Origin of the sequence: Gordonia sp. 852002-51296_SCH5728562-b, assembly GCF_001665475.1 — a bacterium.
In the GTDB taxonomy this organism is placed as follows: Bacteria; Actinomycetota; Actinomycetes; order Mycobacteriales; family Mycobacteriaceae; genus Gordonia; species Gordonia sputi.
Genome location: NZ_LZMI01000062.1, coordinates 1 through 22878, shown reverse-complemented (window position 1 = coordinate 22878; position 22878 = coordinate 1). Strand labels below are relative to the sequence as shown.

The 22878-nt window shown below is 64.4% G+C and carries 24 protein-coding genes, 4 tRNA genes and 3 pseudogenes; 14 read left to right on the top strand and 17 right to left on the bottom strand.

The annotated features are described in order from the left end of the window. Window positions 1-17 precede the first annotated feature (17 nt). Entirely contained in the window at window positions 18-272 is a 255-nt protein-coding gene (locus A5766_RS24395; RefSeq protein ID WP_141630820.1) for a hypothetical protein, read from the top strand. 2 nt (window positions 273-274) lie between these two features. Here A5766_RS24395 and A5766_RS11220 read toward each other — a convergent pair whose 3' ends face one another. The 5 genes from A5766_RS11220 to A5766_RS11210 all read right to left on the bottom strand — a co-directional run bounded on the left by A5766_RS11220 (window position 275) and on the right by A5766_RS11210 (window position 1612). Continuing rightward, a complete protein-coding gene (locus tag A5766_RS11220) occupies window positions 275-745 on the bottom strand; it encodes a hypothetical protein (protein ID WP_005204373.1) in 471 nt (156 codons plus the stop codon). Next, a complete protein-coding gene (locus tag A5766_RS24390) occupies window positions 742-909 on the bottom strand; it encodes a hypothetical protein (RefSeq protein ID WP_005204375.1) in 168 nt (55 codons plus the stop codon). The genes A5766_RS11220 and A5766_RS24390 overlap by 4 nt, the downstream gene beginning before the upstream one ends. After that, on the bottom strand, window positions 906-1187 hold the full coding sequence (locus tag A5766_RS11215; RefSeq protein WP_005204378.1) for a hypothetical protein: 282 nt from the start codon (window positions 1185-1187) through the stop codon (window positions 906-908). The genes A5766_RS24390 and A5766_RS11215 overlap by 4 nt, the downstream gene beginning before the upstream one ends. Before the next feature lie 63 nt (window positions 1188-1250). Then, complete coding sequence (locus A5766_RS25310; protein WP_269449448.1) at window positions 1251-1379, bottom strand: hypothetical protein; 129 nt, start codon at window positions 1377-1379, stop codon at window positions 1251-1253. Further along, window positions 1379-1612: a hypothetical protein gene (locus A5766_RS11210; protein WP_005204379.1), complete on the bottom strand. Its 234-nt coding sequence runs from the start codon at window positions 1610-1612 to the stop codon at window positions 1379-1381. The genes A5766_RS25310 and A5766_RS11210 overlap by 1 nt, the downstream gene beginning before the upstream one ends. Window positions 1613-1723: 111 nt before the next feature. Between A5766_RS11210 and A5766_RS11205 the strand changes: the two genes are divergently transcribed. Both A5766_RS11205 and A5766_RS23860 read left to right on the top strand, forming a co-directional pair. Continuing rightward, window positions 1724-2347, top strand: coding sequence for a helix-turn-helix transcriptional regulator (locus tag A5766_RS11205; protein ID WP_005204380.1), 624 nt, complete (start codon window positions 1724-1726; stop codon window positions 2345-2347). Between the two features lie 10 nt (window positions 2348-2357). Next, window positions 2358-3452, top strand: a pseudogene (locus A5766_RS23860) (Arm DNA-binding domain-containing protein); the annotation flags it as partial. Window positions 3453-3682: 230 nt separating this feature from the next. Here the strand turns inward: A5766_RS23860 and A5766_RS11195 are convergent. Beyond that, a tRNA-Lys gene (locus A5766_RS11195) sits at window positions 3683-3755 on the bottom strand. A 216-nt stretch (window positions 3756-3971) separates the two neighbouring features. Here A5766_RS11195 and A5766_RS11190 point away from each other — a divergent pair. The 3 genes from A5766_RS11190 (at window position 3972) to A5766_RS11180 (ending at window position 4265) form a co-directional block, all read left to right on the top strand. Continuing rightward, window positions 3972-4044 (top strand) — tRNA-Glu (locus tag A5766_RS11190). Window positions 4045-4082: 38 nt separating this feature from the next. Continuing rightward, a tRNA-Asp gene (locus A5766_RS11185) sits at window positions 4083-4159 on the top strand. Window positions 4160-4188: 29 nt separating this feature from the next. Beyond that, window positions 4189-4265: transfer RNA gene (locus A5766_RS11180), tRNA-Phe, on the top strand. Between the two features lie 118 nt (window positions 4266-4383). Here A5766_RS11180 and A5766_RS11175 read toward each other — a convergent pair. From A5766_RS11175 to A5766_RS11155, 5 genes are all read right to left on the bottom strand, one after another. Next, the gene (locus tag A5766_RS11175) at window positions 4384-4797 is read right to left on the bottom strand and encodes an ankyrin repeat domain-containing protein (protein WP_005204382.1); all 414 of its coding nucleotides are present in this window, start codon (window positions 4795-4797) and stop codon (window positions 4384-4386) included. Beyond that, window positions 4794-5090 carry a WXG100 family type VII secretion target gene (locus A5766_RS11170; RefSeq protein ID WP_005204383.1) on the bottom strand — a complete coding sequence of 99 codons (297 nt, stop codon included), beginning with the start codon at window positions 5088-5090 and terminating at the stop codon, window positions 4794-4796. Before A5766_RS11170 ends, A5766_RS11175 begins: the two co-directional genes overlap by 4 nt. Next, the gene (locus A5766_RS11165) at window positions 5087-5398 is read right to left on the bottom strand and encodes a hypothetical protein (protein ID WP_005204384.1); all 312 of its coding nucleotides are present in this window, start codon (window positions 5396-5398) and stop codon (window positions 5087-5089) included. The genes A5766_RS11170 and A5766_RS11165 overlap by 4 nt, the downstream gene beginning before the upstream one ends. Next, window positions 5395-6270, bottom strand: coding sequence for an ankyrin repeat domain-containing protein (locus tag A5766_RS11160; protein ID WP_168431245.1), 876 nt, complete (start codon window positions 6268-6270; stop codon window positions 5395-5397). The genes A5766_RS11165 and A5766_RS11160 overlap by 4 nt, the downstream gene beginning before the upstream one ends. Before the next feature lie 203 nt (window positions 6271-6473). Further along, a complete protein-coding gene (locus A5766_RS11155; protein WP_005204391.1) occupies window positions 6474-7013 on the bottom strand; it encodes a DUF1990 family protein in 540 nt (179 codons plus the stop codon). 67 nt (window positions 7014-7080) lie between these two features. Here A5766_RS11155 and A5766_RS11150 point away from each other — a divergent pair, with 67 nt between their 5' ends. The 4 genes and pseudogenes from A5766_RS11150 (at window position 7081) to A5766_RS11135 (ending at window position 11643) form a co-directional block, all read left to right on the top strand. After that, window positions 7081-8142, top strand: coding sequence for a hypothetical protein (locus A5766_RS11150; RefSeq protein ID WP_039855010.1), 1062 nt, complete (start codon window positions 7081-7083; stop codon window positions 8140-8142). A 264-nt stretch (window positions 8143-8406) separates the two neighbouring features. Further along, a complete protein-coding gene (locus tag A5766_RS11145) occupies window positions 8407-9054 on the top strand; it encodes an NUDIX hydrolase (RefSeq protein WP_064904775.1) in 648 nt (215 codons plus the stop codon). Window positions 9055-9169: 115 nt separating this feature from the next. Next, window positions 9170-9724, top strand: coding sequence for a YceI family protein (locus tag A5766_RS11140; protein WP_064861509.1), 555 nt, complete (start codon window positions 9170-9172; stop codon window positions 9722-9724). Between the two features lie 279 nt (window positions 9725-10003). Next, window positions 10004-11643, top strand: a pseudogene (locus A5766_RS11135) (adenylate/guanylate cyclase domain-containing protein). A 28-nt stretch (window positions 11644-11671) separates the two neighbouring features. Here the strand turns inward: A5766_RS11135 and A5766_RS11130 are convergent. The 3 genes from A5766_RS11130 to A5766_RS11120 all read right to left on the bottom strand — a co-directional run bounded on the left by A5766_RS11130 (window position 11672) and on the right by A5766_RS11120 (window position 14645). After that, on the bottom strand, window positions 11672-13468 hold the full coding sequence (locus A5766_RS11130; protein ID WP_064904773.1) for an alpha/beta hydrolase: 1797 nt from the start codon (window positions 13466-13468) through the stop codon (window positions 11672-11674). Then, window positions 13468-13902, bottom strand: a complete 435-nt coding sequence (locus tag A5766_RS11125) for a hypothetical protein (protein ID WP_156527443.1) — start codon at window positions 13900-13902, stop codon at window positions 13468-13470. The genes A5766_RS11130 and A5766_RS11125 overlap by 1 nt, the downstream gene beginning before the upstream one ends. A gap of 113 nt (window positions 13903-14015) precedes the next feature. Beyond that, window positions 14016-14645 (bottom strand): alpha-ketoglutarate-dependent dioxygenase AlkB, encoded by a 630-nt coding sequence (locus A5766_RS11120; RefSeq protein WP_064904769.1) that lies wholly within the window; start codon window positions 14643-14645, stop codon window positions 14016-14018. A gap of 196 nt (window positions 14646-14841) precedes the next feature. Between A5766_RS11120 and A5766_RS11115 the strand changes: the two genes are divergently transcribed. Together A5766_RS11115 and A5766_RS11110 are read left to right on the top strand one after the other, a co-directional pair. Continuing rightward, a complete protein-coding gene (locus A5766_RS11115) occupies window positions 14842-17079 on the top strand; it encodes an MMPL family transporter (protein WP_005204405.1) in 2238 nt (745 codons plus the stop codon). 37 nt (window positions 17080-17116) lie between these two features. Further along, window positions 17117-17773 carry a TetR family transcriptional regulator gene (locus tag A5766_RS11110; protein WP_082965499.1) on the top strand — a complete coding sequence of 219 codons (657 nt, stop codon included), beginning with the start codon at window positions 17117-17119 and terminating at the stop codon, window positions 17771-17773. 9 nt (window positions 17774-17782) lie between these two features. On the opposite strand, the gene A5766_RS11105 is transcribed toward A5766_RS11110, so the two are convergent. After that, window positions 17783-18373, bottom strand: a complete 591-nt coding sequence (locus A5766_RS11105) for a TetR/AcrR family transcriptional regulator (protein ID WP_064904765.1) — start codon at window positions 18371-18373, stop codon at window positions 17783-17785. Between the two features lie 136 nt (window positions 18374-18509). Here A5766_RS11105 and A5766_RS11100 point away from each other — a divergent pair, with 136 nt between their 5' ends. Continuing rightward, window positions 18510-19538 carry an NADP-dependent oxidoreductase gene (locus tag A5766_RS11100; RefSeq protein ID WP_064904763.1) on the top strand — a complete coding sequence of 343 codons (1029 nt, stop codon included), beginning with the start codon at window positions 18510-18512 and terminating at the stop codon, window positions 19536-19538. A 22-nt stretch (window positions 19539-19560) separates the two neighbouring features. Here the strand turns inward: A5766_RS11100 and A5766_RS11095 are convergent, their stop codons facing one another. Both A5766_RS11095 and A5766_RS11090 read right to left on the bottom strand, forming a co-directional pair. Next, window positions 19561-20712 carry a pyridoxal phosphate-dependent aminotransferase gene (locus A5766_RS11095; protein WP_064904762.1) on the bottom strand — a complete coding sequence of 384 codons (1152 nt, stop codon included), beginning with the start codon at window positions 20710-20712 and terminating at the stop codon, window positions 19561-19563. Window positions 20713-20733: 21 nt separating this feature from the next. Beyond that, window positions 20734-22401, bottom strand: coding sequence for a DNA repair helicase XPB (locus A5766_RS11090; RefSeq protein ID WP_324288136.1), 1668 nt, complete (start codon window positions 22399-22401; stop codon window positions 20734-20736). Between the two features lie 178 nt (window positions 22402-22579). Between A5766_RS11090 and A5766_RS11085 the strand changes: the two are divergent. Beyond that, a pseudogene (locus tag A5766_RS11085) lies at window positions 22580-22804 on the top strand (MFS transporter); the annotation flags it as partial. Window positions 22805-22878: the final 74 nt, after the last annotated feature.

Sequence of the window (22878 nt, the reverse complement as noted above, 5' to 3'; positions counted from 1 at the left end):
GTTGGTTGAATCCCTCCGTGCTCAGAGACGCGGCTGATGAGGCGAAGGGATCGACCACCACGCCGCCAGATGCCGCGGGCAACCTCAGCGGGCACCATGGGCGTCAGACCCAGGTGGCTGAGCGTGGCAAGGGTGTCCTCCCACGCATCGAGGTCGCGGGGTGCCGACGCGTGTATCCCGCAGGTGTGCGACCAAGGGTCGGCGTAGGTGCTGCGACATTCGGGGCACCACAGCGGTTGCAGCCGTTCGGACGCTTCGCGTCGGCCTCGTAGGGTCATCTGACAACCTCCAACTGTGGAGTGGGCGGCAGATCCTCGATGCGGACGGCACACGGCCCGTCGTCGACCCACACGCGGAATCCGCCACGGTCAGGCTGGCCCGGGTCGACAGGTAGTCGGCCCTCGGATGCCAGTCGCCAACGGCCATCCCAAGTCATCCCCTCGTGCAACGCGTATTCGGCGGCAGCCCAGGCGGGGTCGGCTGGCCACAGCACGATGAACGTGACACCAGGAGTGATCGGGACGTGGGATCTGATCGGCCGGCCGTCGCTGTAGCGGGTGAAGGCGCGCACTGCGCGTCCAATCGGTCCGGTCGCATCGGAGATGCGAGACAGCTCGACGCTGTCGTCGGTCTCGATTTCGTCGTTCATCGCGATCCGGTCGATGCCCCACTCGATCGACTCGATCGCATTCCAAGCCGATTCGAGGAGTTCGTCGACGGCGCGGTTGGGCGAAGTCGCGGTCATCGGACGACCTCCAAATGCGGAACCCGAGGCAGCTCTTCGGATTTCACACCGCTGAACGATTCGAGCAGCACGGTCAGGGCGAGGAGCTGTTCGTCGCTCAACGCGCTCGACTCGAACGTGTTGAGTTGGTGGCAGAGTCGATCGGCCACGGCTTCGCGGTTCATGCGGCGTCACCACTCTGCGACTCTGTTACTACGTCGTCGACCTCGCCGAGCATCTCGGCGTGTGCGTTGAGTTCCGCTGCGTCGAGCGCTCCGACGATCGACGAGACGTTGTGGCCAGCGTCTGCGCGGTCCTGGAATTGCCAGATAGCGTCGCGCAGTCGGTCGCGGGTCTCACCGGCCGGCGACTGGTGCCACACCGTCCACGCGGCATCGGTGCGGGCGGTCACGACGCGTCGGTCTGTCCGCCTGTCGCTCGGGTATGTCAGAATGAGTTCCATCAGGGTCTTTCCTTTGTCGAGGTGGTTTCTGATTCGACCGGTCTGAGGTGGTGCTCAGGCCGGTCATTTCTTTTCGGTCTGTGTGCCCTGCTCCGCGAGCACGCGGCGGGCGATGACTTTGAGGTCTTCGATACCGGAGAAGTCGATACTCCGGGGAGAGCGAGCCGGGGCGATACCCGGTGGGGCAGTCATCAGGCCGACTGCCGTTCGGGTTCCGTCGCCGGGATGTCCAGTGCGGCAAGGAGTCCCGCGACCGGGACGATGTAGCGTTTGCCAACTCGGAGAGTCTTGACTGGATACTCGCCGCGCTGAATGAGCTCGTAACCGACCGATCGGCTAATTCCAAGCACGCTGTTCGCGGTCTCAAGATCGGTCCGGACGCCCAGCTCCCTCACTGCATCCGGTGTCCAGTGGGGGTTCGTCATTTTTCAAAGGCCTTTCCTGAATTGGTTCATGCTTCCCAAATCGGGGAGCCGACTCAGACGGTACTACGTAACCTTGACGAACACAACCCACTGCGGGATGATATTCCTACTATGGGAAATGAAGAGGGAATCTCGCACGACATCGCGCGACGCTTCGTCAACCGCGTTAAGGCTGAGCGAAAGCAACGAGGCTGGTCACAGGCCGACTTGGCTGATCGTCTCGTCTCCGCAGGGCTACGAGCTCACCCGACGACCATCGCGAAGATTGAGGCCATGGACAGAACAATCCGGCTCGACGAAGCCGTGGTGCTGGCGTCAGCTTTCGACTTGACCCTCGACGAGATGATCGCCAGCCGCAGCTACGACCAACGTGCCGCGCTTGATGCCTTCATCTCGCTCGCCAGTCGTTCGGCTGACGACGTCAACATCGTGGCAGACCAGATCTGGGACGCTACAGAGCGATTGAACGCGGAACCGGCTGATCTCGTAAAGCGTAGTTACGACTCGAACGATGTCGAAATGTCGTTGGACGTTGTGCGGTCTCATCTCGCAACGAAGCCTGCGATCAAGGCGGTCTCCAGCCTCGTAGAGGCGCGAAATCAACTGCGCGAGGCTGTTTCAGCTGCATCGGAACGGGATAGTGAGGTCGAGAAGATTGTTGGTGGAGTTACGCCCGACGCCGTGCGTACGTTCCTCGAAGCGTTCCTCCCTCCGGATCACTTCAATAAGGAATAGGTGAATCCTGATGCGCGGTAGCGTCAAGAACTCGGGTAGTTCCTGGGGATATGTCGTTGATCTCGGTCGCGACCCGGCGACAGGCAAGCGACGCCAGGAGCGCAAGCGAGGATTCCGAACCAAGCGCGAAGCCGTGGAGGCGCTCGACGAGCGGCTGGGCGAGATCCGCACCGGAGTTGTCGCGGTGGATCAACGACTCACACTCGCGCAATACCTCGAATCATGGCTCGCAGCAAAGGAATCCGCTGGGGTGCGCCCGACGACGCTGCGTAGCTATCAGCAGCATGTCAACGCCTACATCGTGCCGACGATTGGCAATGTACGACTGCGGGATCTCCGAGCTACACACGTCGAGCACATGCTCCGTGAAATCGCCAAGCCGCCAACGAAACCTGCCGAGGGGGCGAAGATCGGTAAGGGTCAGCGGCGCAACCCCAAGCAGCTCTCGCCAGCTACGCAGCGCCGCGTTCATGCCACGCTGCGTAGTGCCCTCACGAGCGCGAAGCGCAAGCACCTGGTGAGTTTCAACGCCGCCGCCGATATGGAGTTGCCGCGTGCCGCCCGCCCGAGGGTGAAGCCCTGGACGCCAACGGAACTCGGAACGTTCCTCGATCGCGCGGGATCGCACCGCCTGGGTGCGTTGTTCGAAGTCCTCGCGCTCACTGGACTGCGTCGCGGCGAAGCTGTCGGTCTCCGATGGGATGACATCGCCGACGGGGTCATCACCGTCCGCCAGCAGATCGTCGAGGTCGATGGGACCGGAATTGAGTGCCGGTTCTGCGGAGGTGAGCACCGGCAGTTCCAGTTCGGTGCGCCGAAGACTGCGTCGGGGGACCACCGCACCGTCGAACTCGATGCGATGACGATGCGGACGCTGCTCGCACACCGGGCGCATCAGGAGATCGAGCGTGCCGAGTGGGGCGAGTTGTATTGCGACCACGGATTGGTATTCAGCCGTGAGGATGGAAGCCCGATCCCGCCCGCCGACGTGACGAAGTTGTTCCACGACCTCGCCGACGAGGTCGGCTTGCGGCGCATTCGGGTGCACGATTTGCGCCACGGTGCGGCGTCGTTGCTGTTGGCCGCTGACGTGCCGCTCGCGATCGTTTCCAAGCGGCTCGGGCACAGCTCGATCAGCATCACGAGCGACACCTACTCGCACTTGCTGCCGGGTGTGGAGAAGGGCGCAGCCGAGGCGGCGGCACGTCTCATCCCGCGGGCAGGGCGTGACACCGAAAGAACTTTGCAAAGCAAAGGTGATCAATCGGTGACAGATCAGACCGACGAAACAGATTCAGGCGACCCATCTTTCGATGAATCGCCTGATCAGGGAAGTGCCCCCAGTAGGGCTCGAACCTACGACCTGCGGATTAAAAGTCCGTAGCTCTACCAACTGAGCTATAGGGGCGGACGCCTCGGCGCTGTGGCCGACGCAGGAAGTGAGTTTACAGGTCGGCCGCGCGGCGATGCATCGACGGTGGGCTTGGAATTGTCGATGCCGTCGACGTCGGATCCGGGTATGGTGTTCGGAGGGCACCAACTCGTGCGAAATGCAGTCTGACCAGCCGATTTGTGAATTGCGCGAGCGGTGTCCTAAGCTGAGTCGGCTCCCAACGGAGAACCGGCCCCCTTCGTCTAGCGGCCTAGGACGCCGCCCTTTCAAGGCGGTAGCGCGGGTTCGAATCCCGTAGGGGGTACAACTGATCCTCTACGGGGGAGCAGGAAAATTGAAGATGGCCCTGTGGCGCAGTTGGTTAGCGCGCCGCCCTGTCACGGCGGAGGTCGCGGGTTCGAGTCCCGTCAGGGTCGCCAAAGGTTTCCGGTTTCGCACCGGACCTTCTGGCCAGGTAGCTCAGTTGGTACGAGCGTCCGCCTGAAAAGTGGAAGGTCGTCGGTTCGATCCCGACTCTGGCCACCATGGGAGAATTTCCCATCTCAGACAGAGATTTCTGTCTTCTAGCCCGGCTCGGGCGATTCACTTTTGGACCCACGCAAGTGGGCCACTAGTGTGCCGAGAACTGTGGCCGCGACTGTCTCTACCGCAGGTATGGCGCGAAGAGGCTCTTCTCTTCGTCTGTGCCGTAGCGCTCGATGTAGATGGCGGGGCTGTAGTGGTTTGTTCCTTCGTGGTGGGGATCGCTTCCCGCGGCCAAGAGGATGGATTCGATTGCCGGTGACAGTGACGACGCGACAGCGACCATCAGCGGACTCCGCCCCAGGTTGTCCAACGCGTTGGGGTCCGCACCGAGCTCGAGGAGAAGGCGTATCGCTTCTTCTCCCTCGTCGTACTGGGCGGCAATGTGCAGTGGCGTGAGTCCTTCGTGGTCTTTGGCATTCGGGTCGGCACCGGCTTCGAGAAGGCGGCGCCCCTTATCTAGGTCACGGTTGGCGTTGACGGCGTAGTGCAGAGGCGTTCGGCCGGCTCGATCGCGATCGTCGACCGTGCTCATAGGCCGTTGAGCATCTGGGCGTTTGCGCGGAAAGCGCGGTGATAGTTGGTGATGATCATCTCGCCCACTGCCCGCAACCGCTTGAGTTCGTCGCGAGACTCTTTGGCTGCCGCGGTCCAGTCGGCTGACTCGTCGAAGAACGCGTCGGCGGTGGTGCCTTCCCAGGATTTCGGCAGGTCCGTGGTGATCTTGGCCAACTCAATCTCGGCATCCTCCAGGGCTTCCTCGAAGCTCGCCATGAGTCTGACGACACGATCGAACTGGTCGAGATCGATTCGATGAATTCGCGTCATGGCTTGAGTTCCTCTTCGTCGGCGGTACTTCCGATGTCAGCCGCGCTCTCATTGTCGGCATCGGTGGACGCGTGGCACGCATCACCGAGCAGCTCGCCCATGGCTCCCAGGCGGGCCACCAATGCATCCGCGCCGTTGAACCACTCCTCGAACTCGGGCCCCCACTTGTCGGCGGATCGTCCGATCCAATAGTCGAGATGTATGTCCCCCTGCTCGCGTAGCTCCTTCTTTTGCTCGGCGAGAGCAACCGCGGTGTGCGTCAACGTGTCGGCGGCCGATTCGAGCGCGTGCTTATCTATCGCGGTCACGAGTCGGGCTCCTCCGTGGCGCTGTCGCCGTTCGTCATCGCCTCCGGCGAAAAGCTACTGAGCAAGGCATCGGCGAACTCGACGCTGCGGGCGTCGGCAGGTGAAATCTCTGCCAGAATCTGGCCGACCTGGCGAGCCAGAGCAATCACTTTTGTACCGACGTCGCCGATCGCGCGCCGGCTGCAGTCAACGATCTCTTGTTCGAGGGCACTCACATCAGTTGTCGCCGACTCGGGGATGTGTACGGAGACGAGATGGCCCTCGCTGGTGACCTGAACTTTTACCCCCGAGTGAGACGACGCGCTCCCGCGAAGTGCGTGCACCCTCTCGGCGTGCATCTCCCTGAGTTGCTGACGCTTCTTCTCGGCCTCGCTGACCGGGTCAACGTCGGGTTCCTCTTCGGTGTCCCACTCCGGTTCGCGCCAACTGTCGTAGTCGATCGACATCGTGCCCTTTCCTACCGCATGTACCGCGAAGACATTCTTCTCCTCGCCTGTGCCGAAGCGCTCGATGTAGTTGGCTGGGCTGTAGTGGTTTGTTCCTTCGTGGTGGGGATCGCTTCCCGCGTTCAGGAGTATGGATTGGATTAGCGGCGACTTTGAGGACGCGACTGCGACCATCAGCGGATTCCTTCCCAGGTTGTCCAACGCGTTGGGGTCCGCACCGGAGTCGAGGAGAAGGCGTATCACCGCTCCGGTGTCCGTGAGCTGGGCCCCGGCGTGCAGTGGGGTAAGTCCTTCGCGCTCTTTGGCATTCGGATCGGCGCCCGCCGCGAGGAGATTGCGCACCTTCTCCAACTCGTTATCCGCAACCGCGTAGTGCAGCGGCGTTCGGCCGGCTCGATCGCGATAGTCGTGTCGCTTCTCTGACATCATCTATTCGCCTTCCCGGTCCTGTTGGTCACGAGCCGTGCTGCGAACGCACACTAACGGCTAAGCAAGCGGTGGCCGCCCGCGGGTGACCCCGGGCCCGTAGCGCTCCGCCATTCCGACAAGCCATTCCGCTCCGACGGGGTTCGAGGTGTGCACGCGCACGATCGGAGGCCATCGGCCATGCTCGGACAGGTAGAGCGCGCTCATCCGCCCGAGCCGCACCCGCGCCCGAGTCGCGCCATCGCGGCCAAGTACCGCCGGGTCATCAGCCGCTGGGCGAGACGCGCGACCGGACCGCCGAGTCGGGTGTACCAGCGGCCAGGACGAGAGAAGGCGCAGATCGTCGCCACCACCGAGCCGTCGGCCCGCAGTTCGACCGCGAACAACTCCTCGCCACTTTCCGGATGCCCGGGAAGTGTGCCGTAGGCGAATCCGGCACGACCTGGTTCGTCGATGACGTACACCACCCGGCAGGGAATGCGAACCGGCCCGAGGAACCACGCGCTGAGCACGATGACGGTGCCGACCTGCGCCGACGTCGTACTCGCGTGAACCCGCAGCCCGGCGCCTCGCTGCATGCCGTACCGGAGAACCGCGTCGCTGATCGTATGGAAGTCAGACTGGCCGTGACCGACGAGCCGCTCTGCCCGTACGACGTGAGCACTCGCAGGAGGCGTGCCGTGGGTCGCGCCGACCTCGTCGTACGTGAACGGCTCAAGCTCCCAACGGCCGAGGTCGGACATCACGCCATTCTAGTGACCGTGTCCGATTTCGAACTCACGCTGCACCGTCACGCGCAACAATCGCCTCATGTCGGCTCGGCAAACAACCGTCCTGGTGCGCAGCGTCTACGGAACCGCGGCGGTGCAGTGGTTCCTCATCTTCGCGATCGGCACGATCCTCGTGACGCGTGCCTACCTGCGTCTGACCGGCTACCCGCAGATCGGAAACGGCACGCTGCACATCGCCCACGCACTGTGGGGCGGGGCGCTCATGATGCTCGCGCTGGTCTTCGGTTGGCTCCTGCTCGGTTCGACGCCTCGCGTCGTCGCGGTGGTGATGGGTGGTATCGGATTCGGTCTGTTCCTCGACGAAGTGGGCAAGTTCGTCACCAAGGACAACGACTATTTCTACGGTCCATCGGCCGAGATCATGTACCTGCTGGTGGTGCTGATCCTGCTGATCAGTCGGTTCGTCCGCGACCTCAAGCGACCATCGGTGCCCGAGGCGATCGCGAACGCAGCGGTGATCGCGGCCGACGGTGTGGCGCACGGACTTCCGGAGAGTCGACGCCGACAGGCCACCGACCTCCTCGATTTCGCCGAAGCACGCGACGCCGATCCTGCACTCGTGACGCATATTCGCGGGTTACTCGACGCGAGTGTCCACACCCCGGACCGGCTGACCCGGCTACGCGCGCGGGCACTCGCGTTGATCCCGAGTTTCTTCCGACGACGCTGGTGGTTGACGCTGATCGGCTGGCTGCTGGTCATCAGCTCCGCGCTGACGGTCATCGTGGGTGCGCTCGCGCTGTACGTGAATCACCGCGACTACGGGATCTATCTCGAACTGAGCCGCGACCCCACCGCCGCGTGGATTCTGTTCATCAGCGGCGTGCTGACGCTGGCGTGCTCGGCGTCGGCGATGATCGGTCGCCGCTACACCGATCGCGTCTGGCCGCTGCGCGCATTGCGCATGGCAGCGCTCATCTTCACGATGTCCAACGCCCTCGTCGACTTCGCGCTCGACGGTTTCGGGGCGCTCTACAACCTTGCGCTCGGTCTGTTCGCGCTGGCGATCATCGACTATCACCTACGCGCGGCAGTCGCGCGGGCGACGGCGCAGCACGAGCACGGACAACTGCGGGTCTAGCGCCCCGACCCACCCATGCTGCGCGCATAGAAGTTCAACCCCGGGCGATTACTCAGCACGGCGAGAAGGACCAGGACGATGAGAGTGACAACGATCGTGGACATGATCTGCCTTGTCTTGGAGGAGGTTTCGGTTCGCGGGTGTATCAATGGTGGCCGATCGTCGTGACGGAGAAAAGGTTCGCCGGTGCAGATCACGAGCGAGTCGCCGGTGTGTGTGCGGGCACATCGGTTAGCGATTCTTCGACCGTGGTGAACTGAATATGTGACATCTATCGATCGCACGATCGCCACTGATCGCATCGCGGCTCTCGAACGTCGCGTCGTCGACGATCCTGATGCCAGGCCCGCCGCCGTCGCCATCGTGATCTCGAATCAAGCCGACCGACAGGGAATCTGGGTTCTGCGTCGGCCACTGACCATGCGTCGCCATGCCGCACAGTTCGCGCTCCCCGGCGGACGCCTCGACCCGGGAGAGGGAATCGTCGACGCCGCGCTGCGGGAACTGCACGAGGAACTCGGGGTGGCGCTCGACACCGACGACGTACTCGGATTGCTCGACGACTACCCGACACGATCCGGCTTCGTCATGACGCCCGTCGTCTGCTGGGCGCCGGACGACGCACCGCCTCCGACGCCGAGCCCCGACGAGGTGTCGGAACTGTTCTTCGTGCCACTCGACGACCTACTCGACGAACCGCGGTTCATCGCGATCCCCGAATCGCCGCGTCCGGTCATACAACTCCGTATCCCCGGGCTGCGTCGTGACCCCGATGATCACTCGCCGAGCGGTCACTCGGCATTGCTCCACGCGCCGACCGCCGCGGTGATCTATCAGTTCGTCGAGGTCGTCCTGCGAGGTCGCGATACCCGCGTCGATGGCTTTGAGCAGCCAGTATTCGCCTGGAAATAAATAGTTTGGTCTAGCGGAATGAAATCGGACCGCGGTCCGTTTAGAATGAGCGATGGGCCGAGAAGACGGTCCACGGACCACAACCCGAAACGACAAGAAGCCGAGGAGTTTCACCATGACCACAAGCACCGTCAAGGCCCCCATCGAGGCCGGCGTCTGGAACATCGATCCCACCCACTCGACCGTCGGCTTCGTCGTGAAGCACCTGATGGTGAGCAAGGTTCGCGGCAAGTTCGAGTCGTTCAGCGGAACCATCACTGTTGCCGAGGACGGCACCCCGTCGGTGCAGGCCGAGATCGACGTCACGACCATCACCACCGGAAACCCGCAGCGTGACGGCCACATCAAGTCGGCCGACTTCTTCGACGCCGAGAAGTTCCCCAAGGCGACCTTCGTCTCGACCAGCGTGCGCCCCGACGGTGACAACTTCGTGCTCACCGGCGACTTCACCCTGCACGGCGTGACCAAGTCGGTCGACCTCGCACTCGAGTTCAACGGATCGAACCCGGGCATGGGCCAGGGCGCTGTTGCCGGCTTCGAGGCAACCACCGTGATCAACCGCAAGGACTTCGGCATCGACATCGAGATGCCACTCGAGGGTGGCGGCGTCGTCGTCGGCGACAAGGTCACCATCAACCTCGAGATCGAGGCGCTCAAGGCGCAGGCCTGATCCGATCATGACCGCTCGTGCGATGAGTCGATGACCTCGACATGACGTACGAGTCCGCGGCCGGTGCCGTTCCCGTTAGTCCCCCGGGAGCGGCGCCGGCCTTTTTGGCGTTTCGGCGTGCGTCGTCACACACGATCGAGTTCTGATCCCGGCATTTCGCCTGTCACAATGAACTGTCTTATGTGACACAACAGGCAGAAAGGCGCTTCGGTGCAACCGCAACGCTCCCGCGACCACGATGACCGGTGGTCTCGCGCGCGGCGTCGATACTCGACATTCGTGTGGGGCGTCGAGCGGCCTCCGACGTTGCGCGAATGGGGTGGCATCGGCCGGGCGGAACGTATCCGGCTCGCCCGCCGCGCGAGCGTGATCGCCGGTTCGGCAATCGTCGGCAGCAACGTGCTCGTCGGCCTCGAGACGTTCCTGCTGGTCCAGCTCGCCTACAACGGTGGCCAGATGACCTTCGCCACGACGCTGGGCGCACCGAACTTTCCGGCCGTCGTCGCGGCGATCGGCGTCGGTCTCGTGGTCAATGTGGTGCTGGTCTTCGCCGTGATGGTGCCGCAGTTGCGCTGGTTCATCAGTGGCGAGCAGGCCGATCGGGAGCGTCGACGATCCGTCCAGAGAATCCCGTTCGCGCAGGCGGCGGCCACGATCGTCGGCTGGCTCTTGGCCGTGCTCAGCTACGTGCTTCTGTCGCTGGGCAGGCTCAGCGCCGACGACCTACTCGGGGTGGCTGTCGCGTTCGCCCTTGCAGGTATGTCGATCGGCTGCCTCACCTACCTGTTCGCCGAACGCTCGGCGCGCCCGCTGCTGATCATCGCGCTGCAGGATCACCCGGCAACCCATGCGGTGCAGGGCGTGCGTGCACGCATGGCCGCGGTGTGGGCGATCAGTTGCCTCGTGCCGATGAGTGGACTGCTGATCATCAACCTCGGGAGGGGATCGGGCCTGTTGCCACCGGCCGCCGGCAGGATCGATTGGACGACAGTGGTGCTGGCCGCGGTCGGTCTCGCTGCGGGCGTGCGCGTCATCATGTTGGTCGGGCAGGCCATCATCGACCCGCTCACCGAACTGCGGCACGCCGTGCAGCGGGTCCAGAATGGCGACCTCACCACCCACGTCGATGTGTACGACTCGTCCGAACTCGGAGTGCTGCAACACGGCTTCAACGAGATGGTCGAGGGTCTTGACGAGCGGGAGCGGATGCGTGAACTGTTCGCACGGCACGTCGGCGACACCGTCGCGCAACTCGCCATCGAACACGGCGCGGGGATGCACGGATCGAACTGTCAGGTCGGGGTGCTGTTCGTCGACATCGTCGGATCCACGACGCTGGCCGAGCATCGGGCGCCGGAAGATACCGCGGCGCTCCTCAACTCGTTCTTCTCCGTTGTCGCCGACGTGGTCGACAGACACGGCGGCTTTGTCAACAAATTCGAGGCGACGCGGCGCTCGCGGTGTTCGGCGCCCCCGTCGAACTCGACGACCCGGCCGCCGCGGCACTCGCCGCCGCGCGTGACCTTGCCAGGGGTCTGACCGAAGCGCTCGAGATCCGGTGGGGGATCGGAGTTTCTTACGGAACCGTGTTCGCGGGCAACATCGGTGCTGAACGGCGCTACGAGTACACCGTGATCGGTGACCCGGTCAACGAGTGCGCGCGCCTGTCGGAGGCTGCCCGCAGCGGCCGCTATCCGGTTCTCGCCAGCGGCGAGGCGATAGACGCGTCGGAGGGCGAGAGCGAGCACTGGACGGCGGTTGATCGTCGAGTTGTGCGGGGGCGCAGTGAGATCACCGAGATGTATGCCCCGATCGGACTCGACGGCCAGACGCCGTTGTCGATCGGCGGGTTGATCTCCGGACTGCTCGGCCCTGCGATCCGGATGGCGACGGGCTCGTCCAAACACTCCGATAAGTGAACGCGCGCAGTTCATTTCGGTAGTCGCATCATTTCGGTAGGCGCAGCGGGATGTCGGGGAGACCTGGTACGTCGATCACACCTGCGGCCGCCAGGTGCTTCAGTGCCCCGACGATCGGAATGTCTGGTGCTCGATAGACGTACGGTGTTGGTTGCTCGCCGACGATGACGCGCGCGATGTTGTTGAAGGCGTCGGAGTTCGGGTCGTCCCAGTAGTCGCCGTGGCCTGCGGTGCCTTCCACGAGCCGCCGGGGATGCTGTCTGTCATCACCGAAGTAACCCGAGTCCATACGTGTCACGCCAGGGGCGGTGTCAGGATCGGCGCCGTGCGGATTGCCGGGTAGCGACTGGATGCCCTGGATGAGGTCGCCCGGTGCGGTCATCGAGAACCGCTCGACGCGCGGATTGGCGTTGTCCCACCCGCCCTCGAACACTCCGGTGCCCGCCGACGACGCATAGATCACCCGATCGGCGCGCAGTCCCAACTGTTCGGCCGATCCGACGACCGAACCCCCGTAGGAGTGGCCGATGAACGTGGTCTTCGCGTCGGGGGCGTGGCGGGCGATCTCGGCGTCGAGTTCACGACCGAAATCGACGAGTCCCGGTGCCATGCTGCGAGCGAAGACGGGGTCGGCTGCAGAATTGTTCAAGGACTTCTCCATCCCCGACCGGGTGCCGTCCCGCGCACCCGGCAGGCCGTCGCGCAGCCCGCCCTCCAGTCCGTCGAGCGCGGCGGAGGGCATACCCTCGTGACCCATCTTCTGCGGTAGTTCACCGTTCATGTAGACGAAGACCGGCCCGTCGGTTTGCTTTGCGAGGTTCCACGCGGAGTTGCTGTTGCGCAGGCTGCCATTCATGTTGCTGTTCGTTCCAGGGACCACCACCGCAGCGTTACGCGTGTCCTTGTTGAACGTGCCGATCATCTCGATGAACCGGCCGTTGCCACTGTTATCGAATGCGATGAACCTGCGCTCGGTCTTGTTGTCGTCGGCAAAGTAGGCGCCTGCGTTGTCGCGGTCGATCGCGGAGGCAGGGTCGTTCTTCTGTCGCAGGAAGTCGGTCAGCATCTGTGCGCGCGGCCCGTCACCACGTCCGGCTGCGATCTCGTCTGCCAGTGCGTTGCGGATGTTGATCTCGTTGGCATCGGCTCGGGTGTCGAACGGCACGCCGTCGAGGTTGCCCATGACGTTCGGATCGGCCTGGATCAGACGACGCACGTCGGTGGGACTCATTGACTCCAGGTACTGGCGTCGTTGTTCGACGGGTAGGTTACGCAGCCCGGCAACCACGTCGTCCGGGTCGGCGCGAGTGCCGCCGGGCAGCGTGACGTCGGGCTGTCCATTGACCATGGCTGCGATGTCCGATGCCAGGTCGCTGATCCGACGACCGTAGTCGGTGTCGAATTCGGCGAGGGTGTCGATGCCGATGGCGATCCGGTTCTGGCGGACGAAGGCGTTCATGTCCTCGTCGGGATCGGCGTGGGTCACCTCGCCGGTGTCGGACACGGTGAACCCGTCGGCGATCGCGTTGTCGACTTCGCGGATCAGATACGCCCGTGCATGGCCAATGTCTGTGGCGGCGTCCTTGGCCTCGTCGGCGATCTGGTTCAGCACGTTGCGTACCTCGGAGGCGTGGTCGCGTTCCTCGGTGACTCGGGCCTGCGCGGCATCGTGGGTTGCGCCCCGCCACGAGCCGGCGTCGTTCAGTGATCGCTCCACTGCCGCGAGGGACGAGTCGAGTGCGGCGGCTGCCGCCTGCGCGGCCGCACCCGCCGCCGAGATCGCATCCGTGCTCCACCCGCGCACCGCTGAGATGGTCGGTGTCATCAGCGGCTCGGCACGCTGCGTAGGGCCGCCGCGGCGCGGTCATCGCGATCGATCACCATGGCGTTGAACGTGACGAGCGAATCGGCAAGTGTCGCAAGGCGAGCCGAGATCGAGGCGAGTGTCGGAACCGCCGAGGTCGACGCCGAGTGCAGTGCCGTTGTCACGTCACTCATCGCGCCGGACACCGACGACAACGCGTCGAGTTTGAGCTCCGCCACGACCTTCGATTCACGACGCCACGTACTCGCGGTCTGTTCGATCTCCTCGGGGCGAACGCCGAAAGGTGCTCGAGCAGAGGGGGATTGGTCAGGGGGAGGCCCGGGGCTCGGGGTGTTGTCCTGATGGTCCGGGCGCCTCGCTCTGCTGAGTAGCTCGGCCACGCCCTCTGCGATCGCATCCGCCATGCCATCGAGCGGCAGTTGAGGTGCTGTCACGTGTCGGTCCCCCTGATGTCGCGGTCAGATGTTCCCGTCGGCTGACACCGGCGGCACAGACTCTGACGCACCCAAGGGGGTAAAGGTTCCAAGAATCTTTGGGAGTCTCCCGCTCACCACACGCCGGGCGGTCGGAACTGCACGCTCATCCGCGCGCCGACGCCGCGGACCTTGGGTACCGCGTGCTCCCAGGTGCGCTGACAACTCCCGCCCATCACCAACAGATCGCCCGCCGACAACGTGAATTTCAACGACGCTCCGCCGCCGCGCGGCCGCAACGCCAACGGGCGCGGAGAGCCGAGAGAGACGATCGCGACCATCGTGTCGTGGGTGGCGCCGCGGCCGAACCGGTCGCCGTGCCACGCAACCGAATCCGACCCGTCGCGATACAGGCAGAGACCCGCCGTCGCGAAGCCCTCGGGTAACTCGTCGCGGTAGTGCGCGGTCAAGGCGGCGCGTGCGTCGACGAGTAGCGGGTCGGGGAGCTCGTCACTCGCCTGGTAATTGCAGACCAGACGCGGGACGTCGACAACTCTGTCGTACATCCGACGACGTTCGGCCCGCCACGGAACGTCGGCGAGCAGAGCGTCGAACAGGTCGGTGCTGCCTGCGATCCATCCGGGCCGCAGATCGACCCACGCGCCCTTGGTCAGGACTCGACGTTCGACATGCGATCCGAGGTCGCGCAGCCGCGGTGACTCGGCGTCGAGGTCGAAGATCGATCCCTGGACTCCTGCGCTCATGGGCCACAGCCTACTCCAACATCGAACACGTGTTCGCAACGCGGCCGGAAGGACTCGCATGGGACGTCGCTCACAATCGCGGCTTGGAGGTGGCACACCGACGCCGCCCATCGGTATACCGGAGCACAAGTGTTAGCAACTAACACTTCTTAGTTGCTGCCGGAATGTCCGAGTCTTCTCGAGGGAGTGCACACAGATGGCGTCGTTGTTGTTTCGGGTGGGACGGTTCTCGTTCCGCCACAAGTGGTGGGTGATCGGGGCGTGGGTGGTCATCGCCGCGCTGCTCATCGGACTCGTGGGTGCGTTGAACCCCAAGTTCGCGAAAGACTTCGAACTCCCCGGAACCGACTCCGGAACTGCGACCTCGCAGGTCGAGGAGTATTTCCCCGAGGCGATGAAGCAGCAATCGGAGGCCTCGACGAGCGTCCTCGTTGCCGCGGACGACGGGCTGGCCGCCCATTCCGCACAGATCGACGCACTCGTCGCCGACCTGCACACCTTGCCCGAGCTGACCGACAAGGCGACGGTTCTGAACCCTGTCACCGTCGCCACGGCCAAACCCGAGCTCGCGTCGTCGGTCCTCGGTGACGGTGGCAAGGTCGGTTTGATCCAGGTGCGGCAGAACATCGAGCTGACCGACCTCACCGTCGAGAACAAGAAGCAGCTGACCGACATCCTCGAGAAGCATCGGGGCAACGGTCTGCAGGTCGAGGCCACGGGCTCGCTGATGAGCGTGATGGAGGCGGGCGGTAAGGCTGAGTTGATCGGCTTCGCCGTCGCCTTCGTGGTGATGATCGTCGCCTTCGGAGCGCTCGTCGCCGCGTTCATCCCGCTGATCACCGGCCTGATGGGCGTGATGATCACCATCATGCTGCTGCGGCTGAGTGCCGAGGTCATCACGGTCAACGAGACCGCCACCGCGATCGTCACCATGCTCGGCATCGCCGTGTCGATCGACTACGCCCTGTTCATCGTCTCCCGCTATCGCGGCGAGGTGAAGCGCGGCGGTGACAGAGCCGACGCCGCGGGTCGAGCGGTCGGTACGGCCGGCTCCGCTGTGGTCTTCGCCGGGCTGACCGTGATCATCGCGGTCGTCGCGCTGATGGTGGTCGGAATCCCGCTGATCACCCAGATGGGTGCGGGCGCCGCCGTCGCGGTGTTCATGGCAGTGATCGCCGCGCTCACCCTGATCCCCGCGCTGCTCGGTGCCGTCGGACGTTTCGCGTTCACCCCACGTATCCCGTGGATCAAGCACGCAGAAGAATCCGACACCGCCGACACCAACGGAGTTCGCTTCGGCCGCATGGTGGTTCGGCGACCCATCCCGTTCATTGTCGCGGGTCTCGCGGTGCTGGTACTCGCGGCGATCCCGGTCGGCAAGCTGCAACTGGGGCTCTCGCTCTCCAGCGACGACGAGGCTCCCGCACAGGCACTGCTGCAGCGCGGCTTCGGCGAGGGCATCAACGGCCCGCTGCTCGTCGTGCTGCACTCCGAGAACGGCACGGTCGAGAAGGCGGCCACCGAGACCGTCGCGCACATCAAGACGCTGCCCGACGTCGCCAACGCGTCGACGATGACCTGGCTGGGCAACGGCACACCGCAGCCGAACGTCGGAGCAACCGCCGCGCTGATCTCGGTGACGCCCAAGAGTGCGCCGTCGGATCAGGCGACGCACGACCTCATGGAGCAGATCCGCGACTTCAGTCCCGAGGCGCAGCGAGCAGGGTCGGAACTGCACGTCGGTGGTCAGACGGCCATCATGTCCGACCTCTCGGCCAAACTCGACAAGGCGTTGATCCCGTATCTGATCGTGGTGGTCGGGTTGGCGTTCCTGATCATGATCGCGGTGTTCCGGTCGATCTGGGTGCCACTGATCGGAACGATTGGCTTCATCTTCTCGGTCCTCGCGACGTTCGGCGTGACTGTCGCGATCTTCCAGGAGGGCTGGTTCGGTCTGATCGACAACACCAAGCCGATCCTGTCGTTCCTGCCGATCTTCCTGATCGGCGTGGTGTTCGGCCTCGCGATGGATTACCAGGTGTTCCTGGTGACGCGAATACGCGAGGAGTACATCCACGGCATGACCGCGAAGGAGGCGATCATCGCCGGCTACCGGCATGGCGCGCGTATCGTCACATCGGCGGCGATCATCATGATCAGCGTGTTCGCGGCGTTCATGCTCTCCCCGGACACGACGGCCAAGATGCTCGGCTTCTCGCTCGCGATTGCCGTGCTGTTCGACGCCTTCATCATCCGGATGATCGTGGTGCCCGCTGTCATCGCATTGCTGGGCGATCGGGCGTGGGGTCTGCCACGATGGCTGGACAAGCTGGTTCCCAATCTCGACATCGAGGGCGAGAAGGTGCGCGACCGCGGTATCCCGCAGGCGAGCGTCGACGAAACCCGCGAGGTCGCCGCCGCGGCGTCGAGTTGAGCGGACTGGATAAAGAGTAGATAGGGAGAGCAGTGCGATGACCGAGGCGACGAGTACGGCAGCGATGGCTACCGCGCCCGCCTCGGTCTCGCATGCGCCCGACGCCCCCGTACGCCCGATCGGGTTGCGCGAGAAGCACAAACGTCGCACCAGGGCGGCAATCCGCGCGGCGGCGATGGAACTGTTCGACGCCCAGGGGTACGCACAGACGACCGTTGCGCAGATCGCCGAGGCTGCCGACGTCTCCCACACCACCTTCTTCCGCTACTTCCAATCGAAGGAACAGGTCGTCATCAACGACGACCTCGACGACGTGTGGCAGGAGGCGCTCACATCGATCCCGCCCGGGCTCGGACGATTCGATCTCCTGCGCGAGATCGTGCGCAGACTCGTCGGCCTGGTTCTCGCCGACGACTGGGCCTCGGACCCGGCGCGGATGAAACTCATCCAGTCCGAGCCGGCGCTGCTGGTGGTCAACCAGGTCGAATCCGACCGCGCGATCTCCGAGGCCGCAGACTTCATCGCCGACTACCTCGGTGTCGAGCGCGACAATCCGCGGCTACGCGTCTTCATCGCCGCGGTCGGCGGCATGATGTTCCACATCGCCAACGGGACCGAGAACGTGCGCGACGGCAGATTCCTCGAGTCGCTTCTCGAGGCGATCGACCTGCTGGAGCAGGGATTGCCGCTGTGAGTGCGCGCGCTACGCAGACGTATCGAGTGCGCTGGTCGCGGCGTCGAGCGTGCGTGCCGCTTCGTCGGGATTGATACGCGCCAGGCACTGCGCAGCGATGATCGCGGCGACGGTCAGGCGGGTGTGATGGTCGACGATGCTCGACGACGCCTCGGGCATGCGTGCCGCGATGCCGCGTCGGATCGCGTCGGACAACATCGCCCGATAGTTCTCGATGACGCCGTGCACCGCATCGTCGGCGCCGATCGGTGTCGCCGACGCGGTGAGTATGAGGCATCCCGAAGGCGTCCCGGCGTCGGCGGCCGACGCTGCGGTGATGGCGTCTCGCAGGTCCGAGAGGTATGAGCAGATGGCGTCGGGGTGCACGTCGTCGCGGTTCAGCTCGGTCAGTCGGGGTGCGACGATGGTCGTCAGGTAGTCGTCGACCGCGGCGTCGAACAGTCCGCGCATGCTGCCGAACGCGTGGTAGATACTGGAGCGGCCGACGCCTGACGCGGCCTCGACGTCGGCAACCGAGACGTCACTGAAACCCTTCTGCCAGAACAGATCTCGAGCAGAAGCGATGAGTTCGGTCGAATTGAACGTTGCGGTGCGTCCCACGGCTGCCTCCTCGCACTGATTTTGCAACGATCATTCTACTATGCCTATAGTGTAATGAACAGTCCAGAATTTGCCCTGAACCAGCCTGAACCAGAATGTGCCTTGACTGCGCACGCACACTGAGGAGAGTGGAGACATGACCGCAACCAGTACCCAGATCCAGTTGGTGTCCCGTCCGGTCGGATGGCCGAAGCAGTCCGATTTCCGCACCGTGACAGTCGTTCTCGACGATCTCGAGCCGGGGGAGGTGCGCGTGGCCAACGAGTTCATGTCCGTCGACCCGTACATGCGCGGGCGGATGATCGACACCCGCAGCTATGTTCCGCCTTTCAAGCTCGACGAGACGATGACCGGTGGTGCCGTGGGGCGGGTCGTCGAATCTCGCTCCGACGACGTGCCGGTCGGCGCGTTGGTGCTGCACCAGCTCGGTTGGCGCGATGTGGCACAAGGTCCGGCGAAGGCGTTCACCGTGCTACCGGAGCCGCCGTCAGACGCCAACGGCGACAAGGCATTCGACTCGTCGCTCTACCTCGGCGTGCTCGGCATGACGGGCCTGACCGCCTATGTCGGCTTGACCGAGATCGCGAAGATGAAGCCGGGCGACATCGTGTTCATCTCCGGCGCCGCCGGTGCCGTGGGGACCGCCGCGGGCCAGATCGCACGACTCCTCGGCGCCAAGGCCGTCATCGGCTCGGCGGGAAGTGACGAGAAGGTCGAGTTGCTCACCGGCCGTTACGGATTCGACGCCGCGGTCAACTACAAAGAGGGCCCGATCCGCAAGCAACTGCGCGCAGCCGCTCCCGACGGCATCGACGTCTACTTCGACAACGTCGGCGGCGACCACCTCGAGGCGGCCCTCGACGCATTCAACGACGGCGGGCGCGCGGCGCTCTGTGGCGCGATCGTCAGCTACAACTCGACCGAGCGGGTTCCCGGCCCGGAAAACATGTCCAACATCATCACCCGCGCACTGACGCTGACCGGCTTCACCGTGGGACATCACTTCGACAAGGCGCCGGAGTTCACCGCCAAGATGTCGGAGTGGCTCGCTGCGGGCGACGTGGTCTTCGATGAGACCGTCGTCGACGGCATCGATCACGCGATCGACGCCTTCCTCGACATGATGCGCGGCGCGAACGTCGGAAAGATGGTCGTGCGCCTGTAGGTGACGGTCAGTAGGGCGCGGGTCAGAGTGTCCGCAGCCGCCGCGCGGCCTCGGCGATGACGTCGTCTCGTTTGGAGGATGCGAAGCGCACCATGTGTTTCCACGGCTCCTTGTCGTCGGCGAAGACGCTGACCGGCACCGCCGCGACACCGATCCGCTCGGGTAGCGTCCGGCAGAACTTGACGCCGTCGTCGTATCCGAGTGGTCGCGGATCGGCGCAGACGAAATAGGTTGCCTCGCTGCGATGTACGTCGAACCCGGAGTCGACGAGCGCGGAGGTGAGGAGGTCGCGCTTGGCCTCGAGTTCTGCCGCAGATTTGCGCACCCACTCCATCTCGTTGTCGAGTGCGACGGCAACCGCTGGTTGAAATGGCCCCGACCCGACGTAGGTCATGAACTGCTTGGCCGCGCGTGCCGCGGCGACCAGTTCGGGTGGACCACTGATCCAGCCGACCTTCCAGCCGGTGCAGTTGAATGTCTTTGCGGCGCTGGAGATTCGCAGGGTTCGTTCGCGCATCCCGGGAAGCGTCGCCAGGGGGGTGTGCGTGCGGCCGTCGAACAGGAGATGCTCGTACACCTCGTCGGTGACGGCCACGACGTCGTGCTCGATGCACAGGCGCGCGATCTCGGCGAGATCGTCGTCGGAGAGCACGGTCCCGGTGGGGTTGTGCGGTGAATTGACCAGCACGACAGAGGTTTTCGGTCCGAATGCGTCGGCGAGTCGTTCTCGGTCGAGCCGGAAACCGTTGCCGTCGGCGACGAGCGGGACGACGCGTCGAACCCCGCCGGCCATCGCAACCGTTGCGGCATAGGAGTCGTAGTACGGCTCGATCATCACCACTTCGCGCCCGGGCTCGACCAGCCCGACGATCGCGCCCGCGATGGCCTCGGTGGCACCGACGGTGATGAGCACCTCGGAGTCGGCGTCGTAGTCGAGACGGTAGTGCTCACGCTGGTGCCGCGCGACGGCGTGGCGGAGCGCGGGGACACCGATACCCGGCGGGTACTGGTTGTGCCCGGTCGAGATCGCGTCCTTGGCGGCGGCCAACATCGATGCCGGGCCGTCGGTGTCGGGGAAACCCTGGCCGAGGTTCACTGCATCGTGAGCCACGGCCAGCGCCGACATCTCGGCGAAGATCGTGCTGGAGAACGGACGAAGGCGCTCGACGGTCATGAGGTCAAGGCTAGCCGTGGATCAGTCCACGGACTCCTCGCCGATGGCCGGGCCGAGCAGGTCGTCGGCGTCGGTGATGCGGTACGCGTAACCCTGCTCGGCGAGGAAACGCTGCCGGTGGGCGGCGTAATCGGCGTCGAGGGTGTCGCGTGACACCACCGAATAGAAGTGGGCCTGGCCGCCATCCTTCTTGGGGCGCAACAGACGACCGAGTCGCTGAGCCTCCTCCTGACGAGACCCGAACGTGCCCGACACCTGCACCGCGACCGACGCCTCCGGCAGGTCGATCGAGAAGTTCGCGACCTTCGACACGACGAGCGTCTGCAGCTCTCCCGAGCGGAAGCGATCGAACAGCGCCTCGCGCTCCTTGTTCTTCGTCGAACCCTGGATCACCGGGGCGTCGAGTTCACGGCCGAGTTCTTCGAGCTGATCGATGTACGCGCCGATGACCAGCGTCGGCGAGCCCGCGTGCTTGGCGAGGATCGACTTCACGACGTTGACCTTGGTGTGCGCCGTCGAGCAGAGCTTGTACTTCTCCTCGTTCTCGGCGACCGCGTACTGCAGGCGCTCCTCGTCGGTGAGCGTCACGCGCACCTCGACGCAGTCGGCAGGCGCGATCCAGCCCTGCGCCTCGATGTCCTTCCACGGGGCGTCGTACCGCTTGGGTCCGATGAGGCTGAACACGTCGCCCTCACGGCCGTCCTCACGCACGAGCGTTGCGGTCAAACCGAGTCGACGCCGCGACTGCAGGTCGGCGGTCATGCGGAATACGGGCGCGGGCAGCAGATGCACCTCGTCGTAGACGATGAGGCCCCAGTCGCGGGAGTCGAACAGGTCGAGATTCTTGTACTCGCCCTTCGACTTTCGCGTCATCACCTGATAGGTCGCGATGGTGACGGGACGAATCTCCTTGCGCTCACCCGAGTATTCGCCGATCTCCTCCTCGGTGAGCGACGTACGTGCGATGAGCTCACGCTTCCACTGCCGTCCCGCAACGGTATTCGTCACCAGGATGAGCGTCGTTGCCTGCGCCTTCGCCATCGCCGCGGCACCGACCATCGTCTTGCCAGCACCACAGGGCAGCACGACGACGCCCGAACCTCCGGCCCAGAACGAGTCGGCGGCCATCTCCTGGTAGTCGCGCAGATGCCACTCGTCCTGCTCCAACTCGATCGGATGCGCCTCACCGTCGACGTAGCCCGCGAGATCCTCCGCGGGCCAACCGACCTTCAACAGCACCTGCTTGAGCCGACCACGCTCCGACGGATGCACCACGACGGTGTCGTCGTCGATCCGCGCACCGAGCATCGGCGCGACCTTCTTGTTGCGCAGGATCTCCTCGAGGACCGCACGGTCGAAGCTGACGAGCGTCAACCCGTGAACAGGACTCTTCACAAGCTGCAGCCGCCCGAACCGGCCCATCGTGTCGACGATGTCCATGAGCAGCGGCTGTGGGACGGCATACCGCGAAAACGAGACCAGAGCGTCGACGACCTGTTCGGCGTCATGCCCGGCCGCGCGCGCGTTCCACAGTGCCAACGGCGTCACCCGGTAGGTGTGCACATGCTCAGGAGCGCGCTCGAGCTCGGCGAACGGGGCGATCGCACCACGCGCCGCCGCGGCGTCGGGATGATCGACTTCGAGCAGCAGCGTCTTGTCGGATTGCACGATCAGGGGTCCATCAGTCACCCGCGCCATTGTATCTGCGTTCTAAGCGCAGAACGGAGCGGCGCAAGCACGAGACGACGCGCGTCCCTTATGTCCGTTAAGTGACACTGTCCTGCGCGACCATCGCGGCGTAAAGTAAGCGGAGCAAACCTCCGGATATCTCCGGGGTACTACGACGCAAGTGGGGATCTCACTCTTCATGTCAACTTCCGAGAAGCCATCTTCTGGGTCGTCAGCTTCCGAGACGCCAACCCTGTCCACCGAGCCCGACCCGCGCCGCTGGAAGGCCCTGGTCTTCATCTGCATCGCGCAGTTGATGGTCGTGCTCGACGGCACAGTGGTCCAGATCGCCCTGCCCGACGCCAAGGTCGACCTCGGCATCAGCACCGCCAATCAGCAGTGGGTCATCACCGCGTATGCGCTAGTATCTCGTGTCGTTAGTTAGTTAATGGTTGGGGGTTTGAGATACTCGGCTATGGCGAATTCTCCGGCTCCCGC

What these genes read in the sequence shown, in the direction of transcription:
- A5766_RS11220 (WP_005204373.1), bottom strand. Translation starts at nt 745, where the DNA reads ATGACCGCGACTTCGCCCAACCGCGCCGTCGACGAACTCCTCGAATCG.
- A5766_RS24390 (WP_005204375.1), bottom strand. Translation starts at nt 909, where the DNA reads ATGAACCGCGAAGCCGTGGCCGATCGACTCTGCCACCAACTCAACACG.
- A5766_RS11215 (WP_005204378.1), bottom strand. Translation starts at nt 1,187, where the DNA reads ATGGAACTCATTCTGACATACCCGAGCGACAGGCGGACAGACCGACGC.
- A5766_RS25310 (WP_269449448.1), bottom strand. Translation starts at nt 1,379, where the DNA reads ATGACTGCCCCACCGGGTATCGCCCCGGCTCGCTCTCCCCGGAGTATC.
- A5766_RS11210 (WP_005204379.1), bottom strand. Translation starts at nt 1,612, where the DNA reads ATGACGAACCCCCACTGGACACCGGATGCAGTGAGGGAGCTGGGCGTC.
- A5766_RS11205 (WP_005204380.1), top strand. Translation starts at nt 1,724, where the DNA reads ATGGGAAATGAAGAGGGAATCTCGCACGACATCGCGCGACGCTTCGTC.
- A5766_RS11175 (WP_005204382.1), bottom strand. Translation starts at nt 4,797, where the DNA reads ATGAGCACGGTCGACGATCGCGATCGAGCCGGCCGAACGCCTCTGCAC.
- A5766_RS11170 (WP_005204383.1), bottom strand. Translation starts at nt 5,090, where the DNA reads ATGACGCGAATTCATCGAATCGATCTCGACCAGTTCGATCGTGTCGTC.
- A5766_RS11160 (WP_168431245.1), bottom strand. Translation starts at nt 6,270, where the DNA reads ATGTCAGAGAAGCGACACGACTATCGCGATCGAGCCGGCCGAACGCCG.
- A5766_RS11155 (WP_005204391.1), bottom strand. Translation starts at nt 7,013, where the DNA reads ATGTCCGACCTCGGCCGTTGGGAGCTTGAGCCGTTCACGTACGACGAG.
- A5766_RS11150 (WP_039855010.1), top strand. Translation starts at nt 7,081, where the DNA reads ATGTCGGCTCGGCAAACAACCGTCCTGGTGCGCAGCGTCTACGGAACC.
- A5766_RS11140 (WP_064861509.1), top strand. Translation starts at nt 9,170, where the DNA reads ATGACCACAAGCACCGTCAAGGCCCCCATCGAGGCCGGCGTCTGGAAC.
- A5766_RS11130 (WP_064904773.1), bottom strand. Translation starts at nt 13,468, where the DNA reads ATGACACCGACCATCTCAGCGGTGCGCGGGTGGAGCACGGATGCGATC.
- A5766_RS11120 (WP_064904769.1), bottom strand. Translation starts at nt 14,645, where the DNA reads ATGAGCGCAGGAGTCCAGGGATCGATCTTCGACCTCGACGCCGAGTCA.
- A5766_RS11115 (WP_005204405.1), top strand. Translation starts at nt 14,842, where the DNA reads ATGGCGTCGTTGTTGTTTCGGGTGGGACGGTTCTCGTTCCGCCACAAG.
- A5766_RS11110 (WP_082965499.1), top strand. Translation starts at nt 17,117, where the DNA reads ATGACCGAGGCGACGAGTACGGCAGCGATGGCTACCGCGCCCGCCTCG.
- A5766_RS11100 (WP_064904763.1), top strand. Translation starts at nt 18,510, where the DNA reads ATGACCGCAACCAGTACCCAGATCCAGTTGGTGTCCCGTCCGGTCGGA.
- A5766_RS11095 (WP_064904762.1), bottom strand. Translation starts at nt 20,712, where the DNA reads ATGACCGTCGAGCGCCTTCGTCCGTTCTCCAGCACGATCTTCGCCGAG.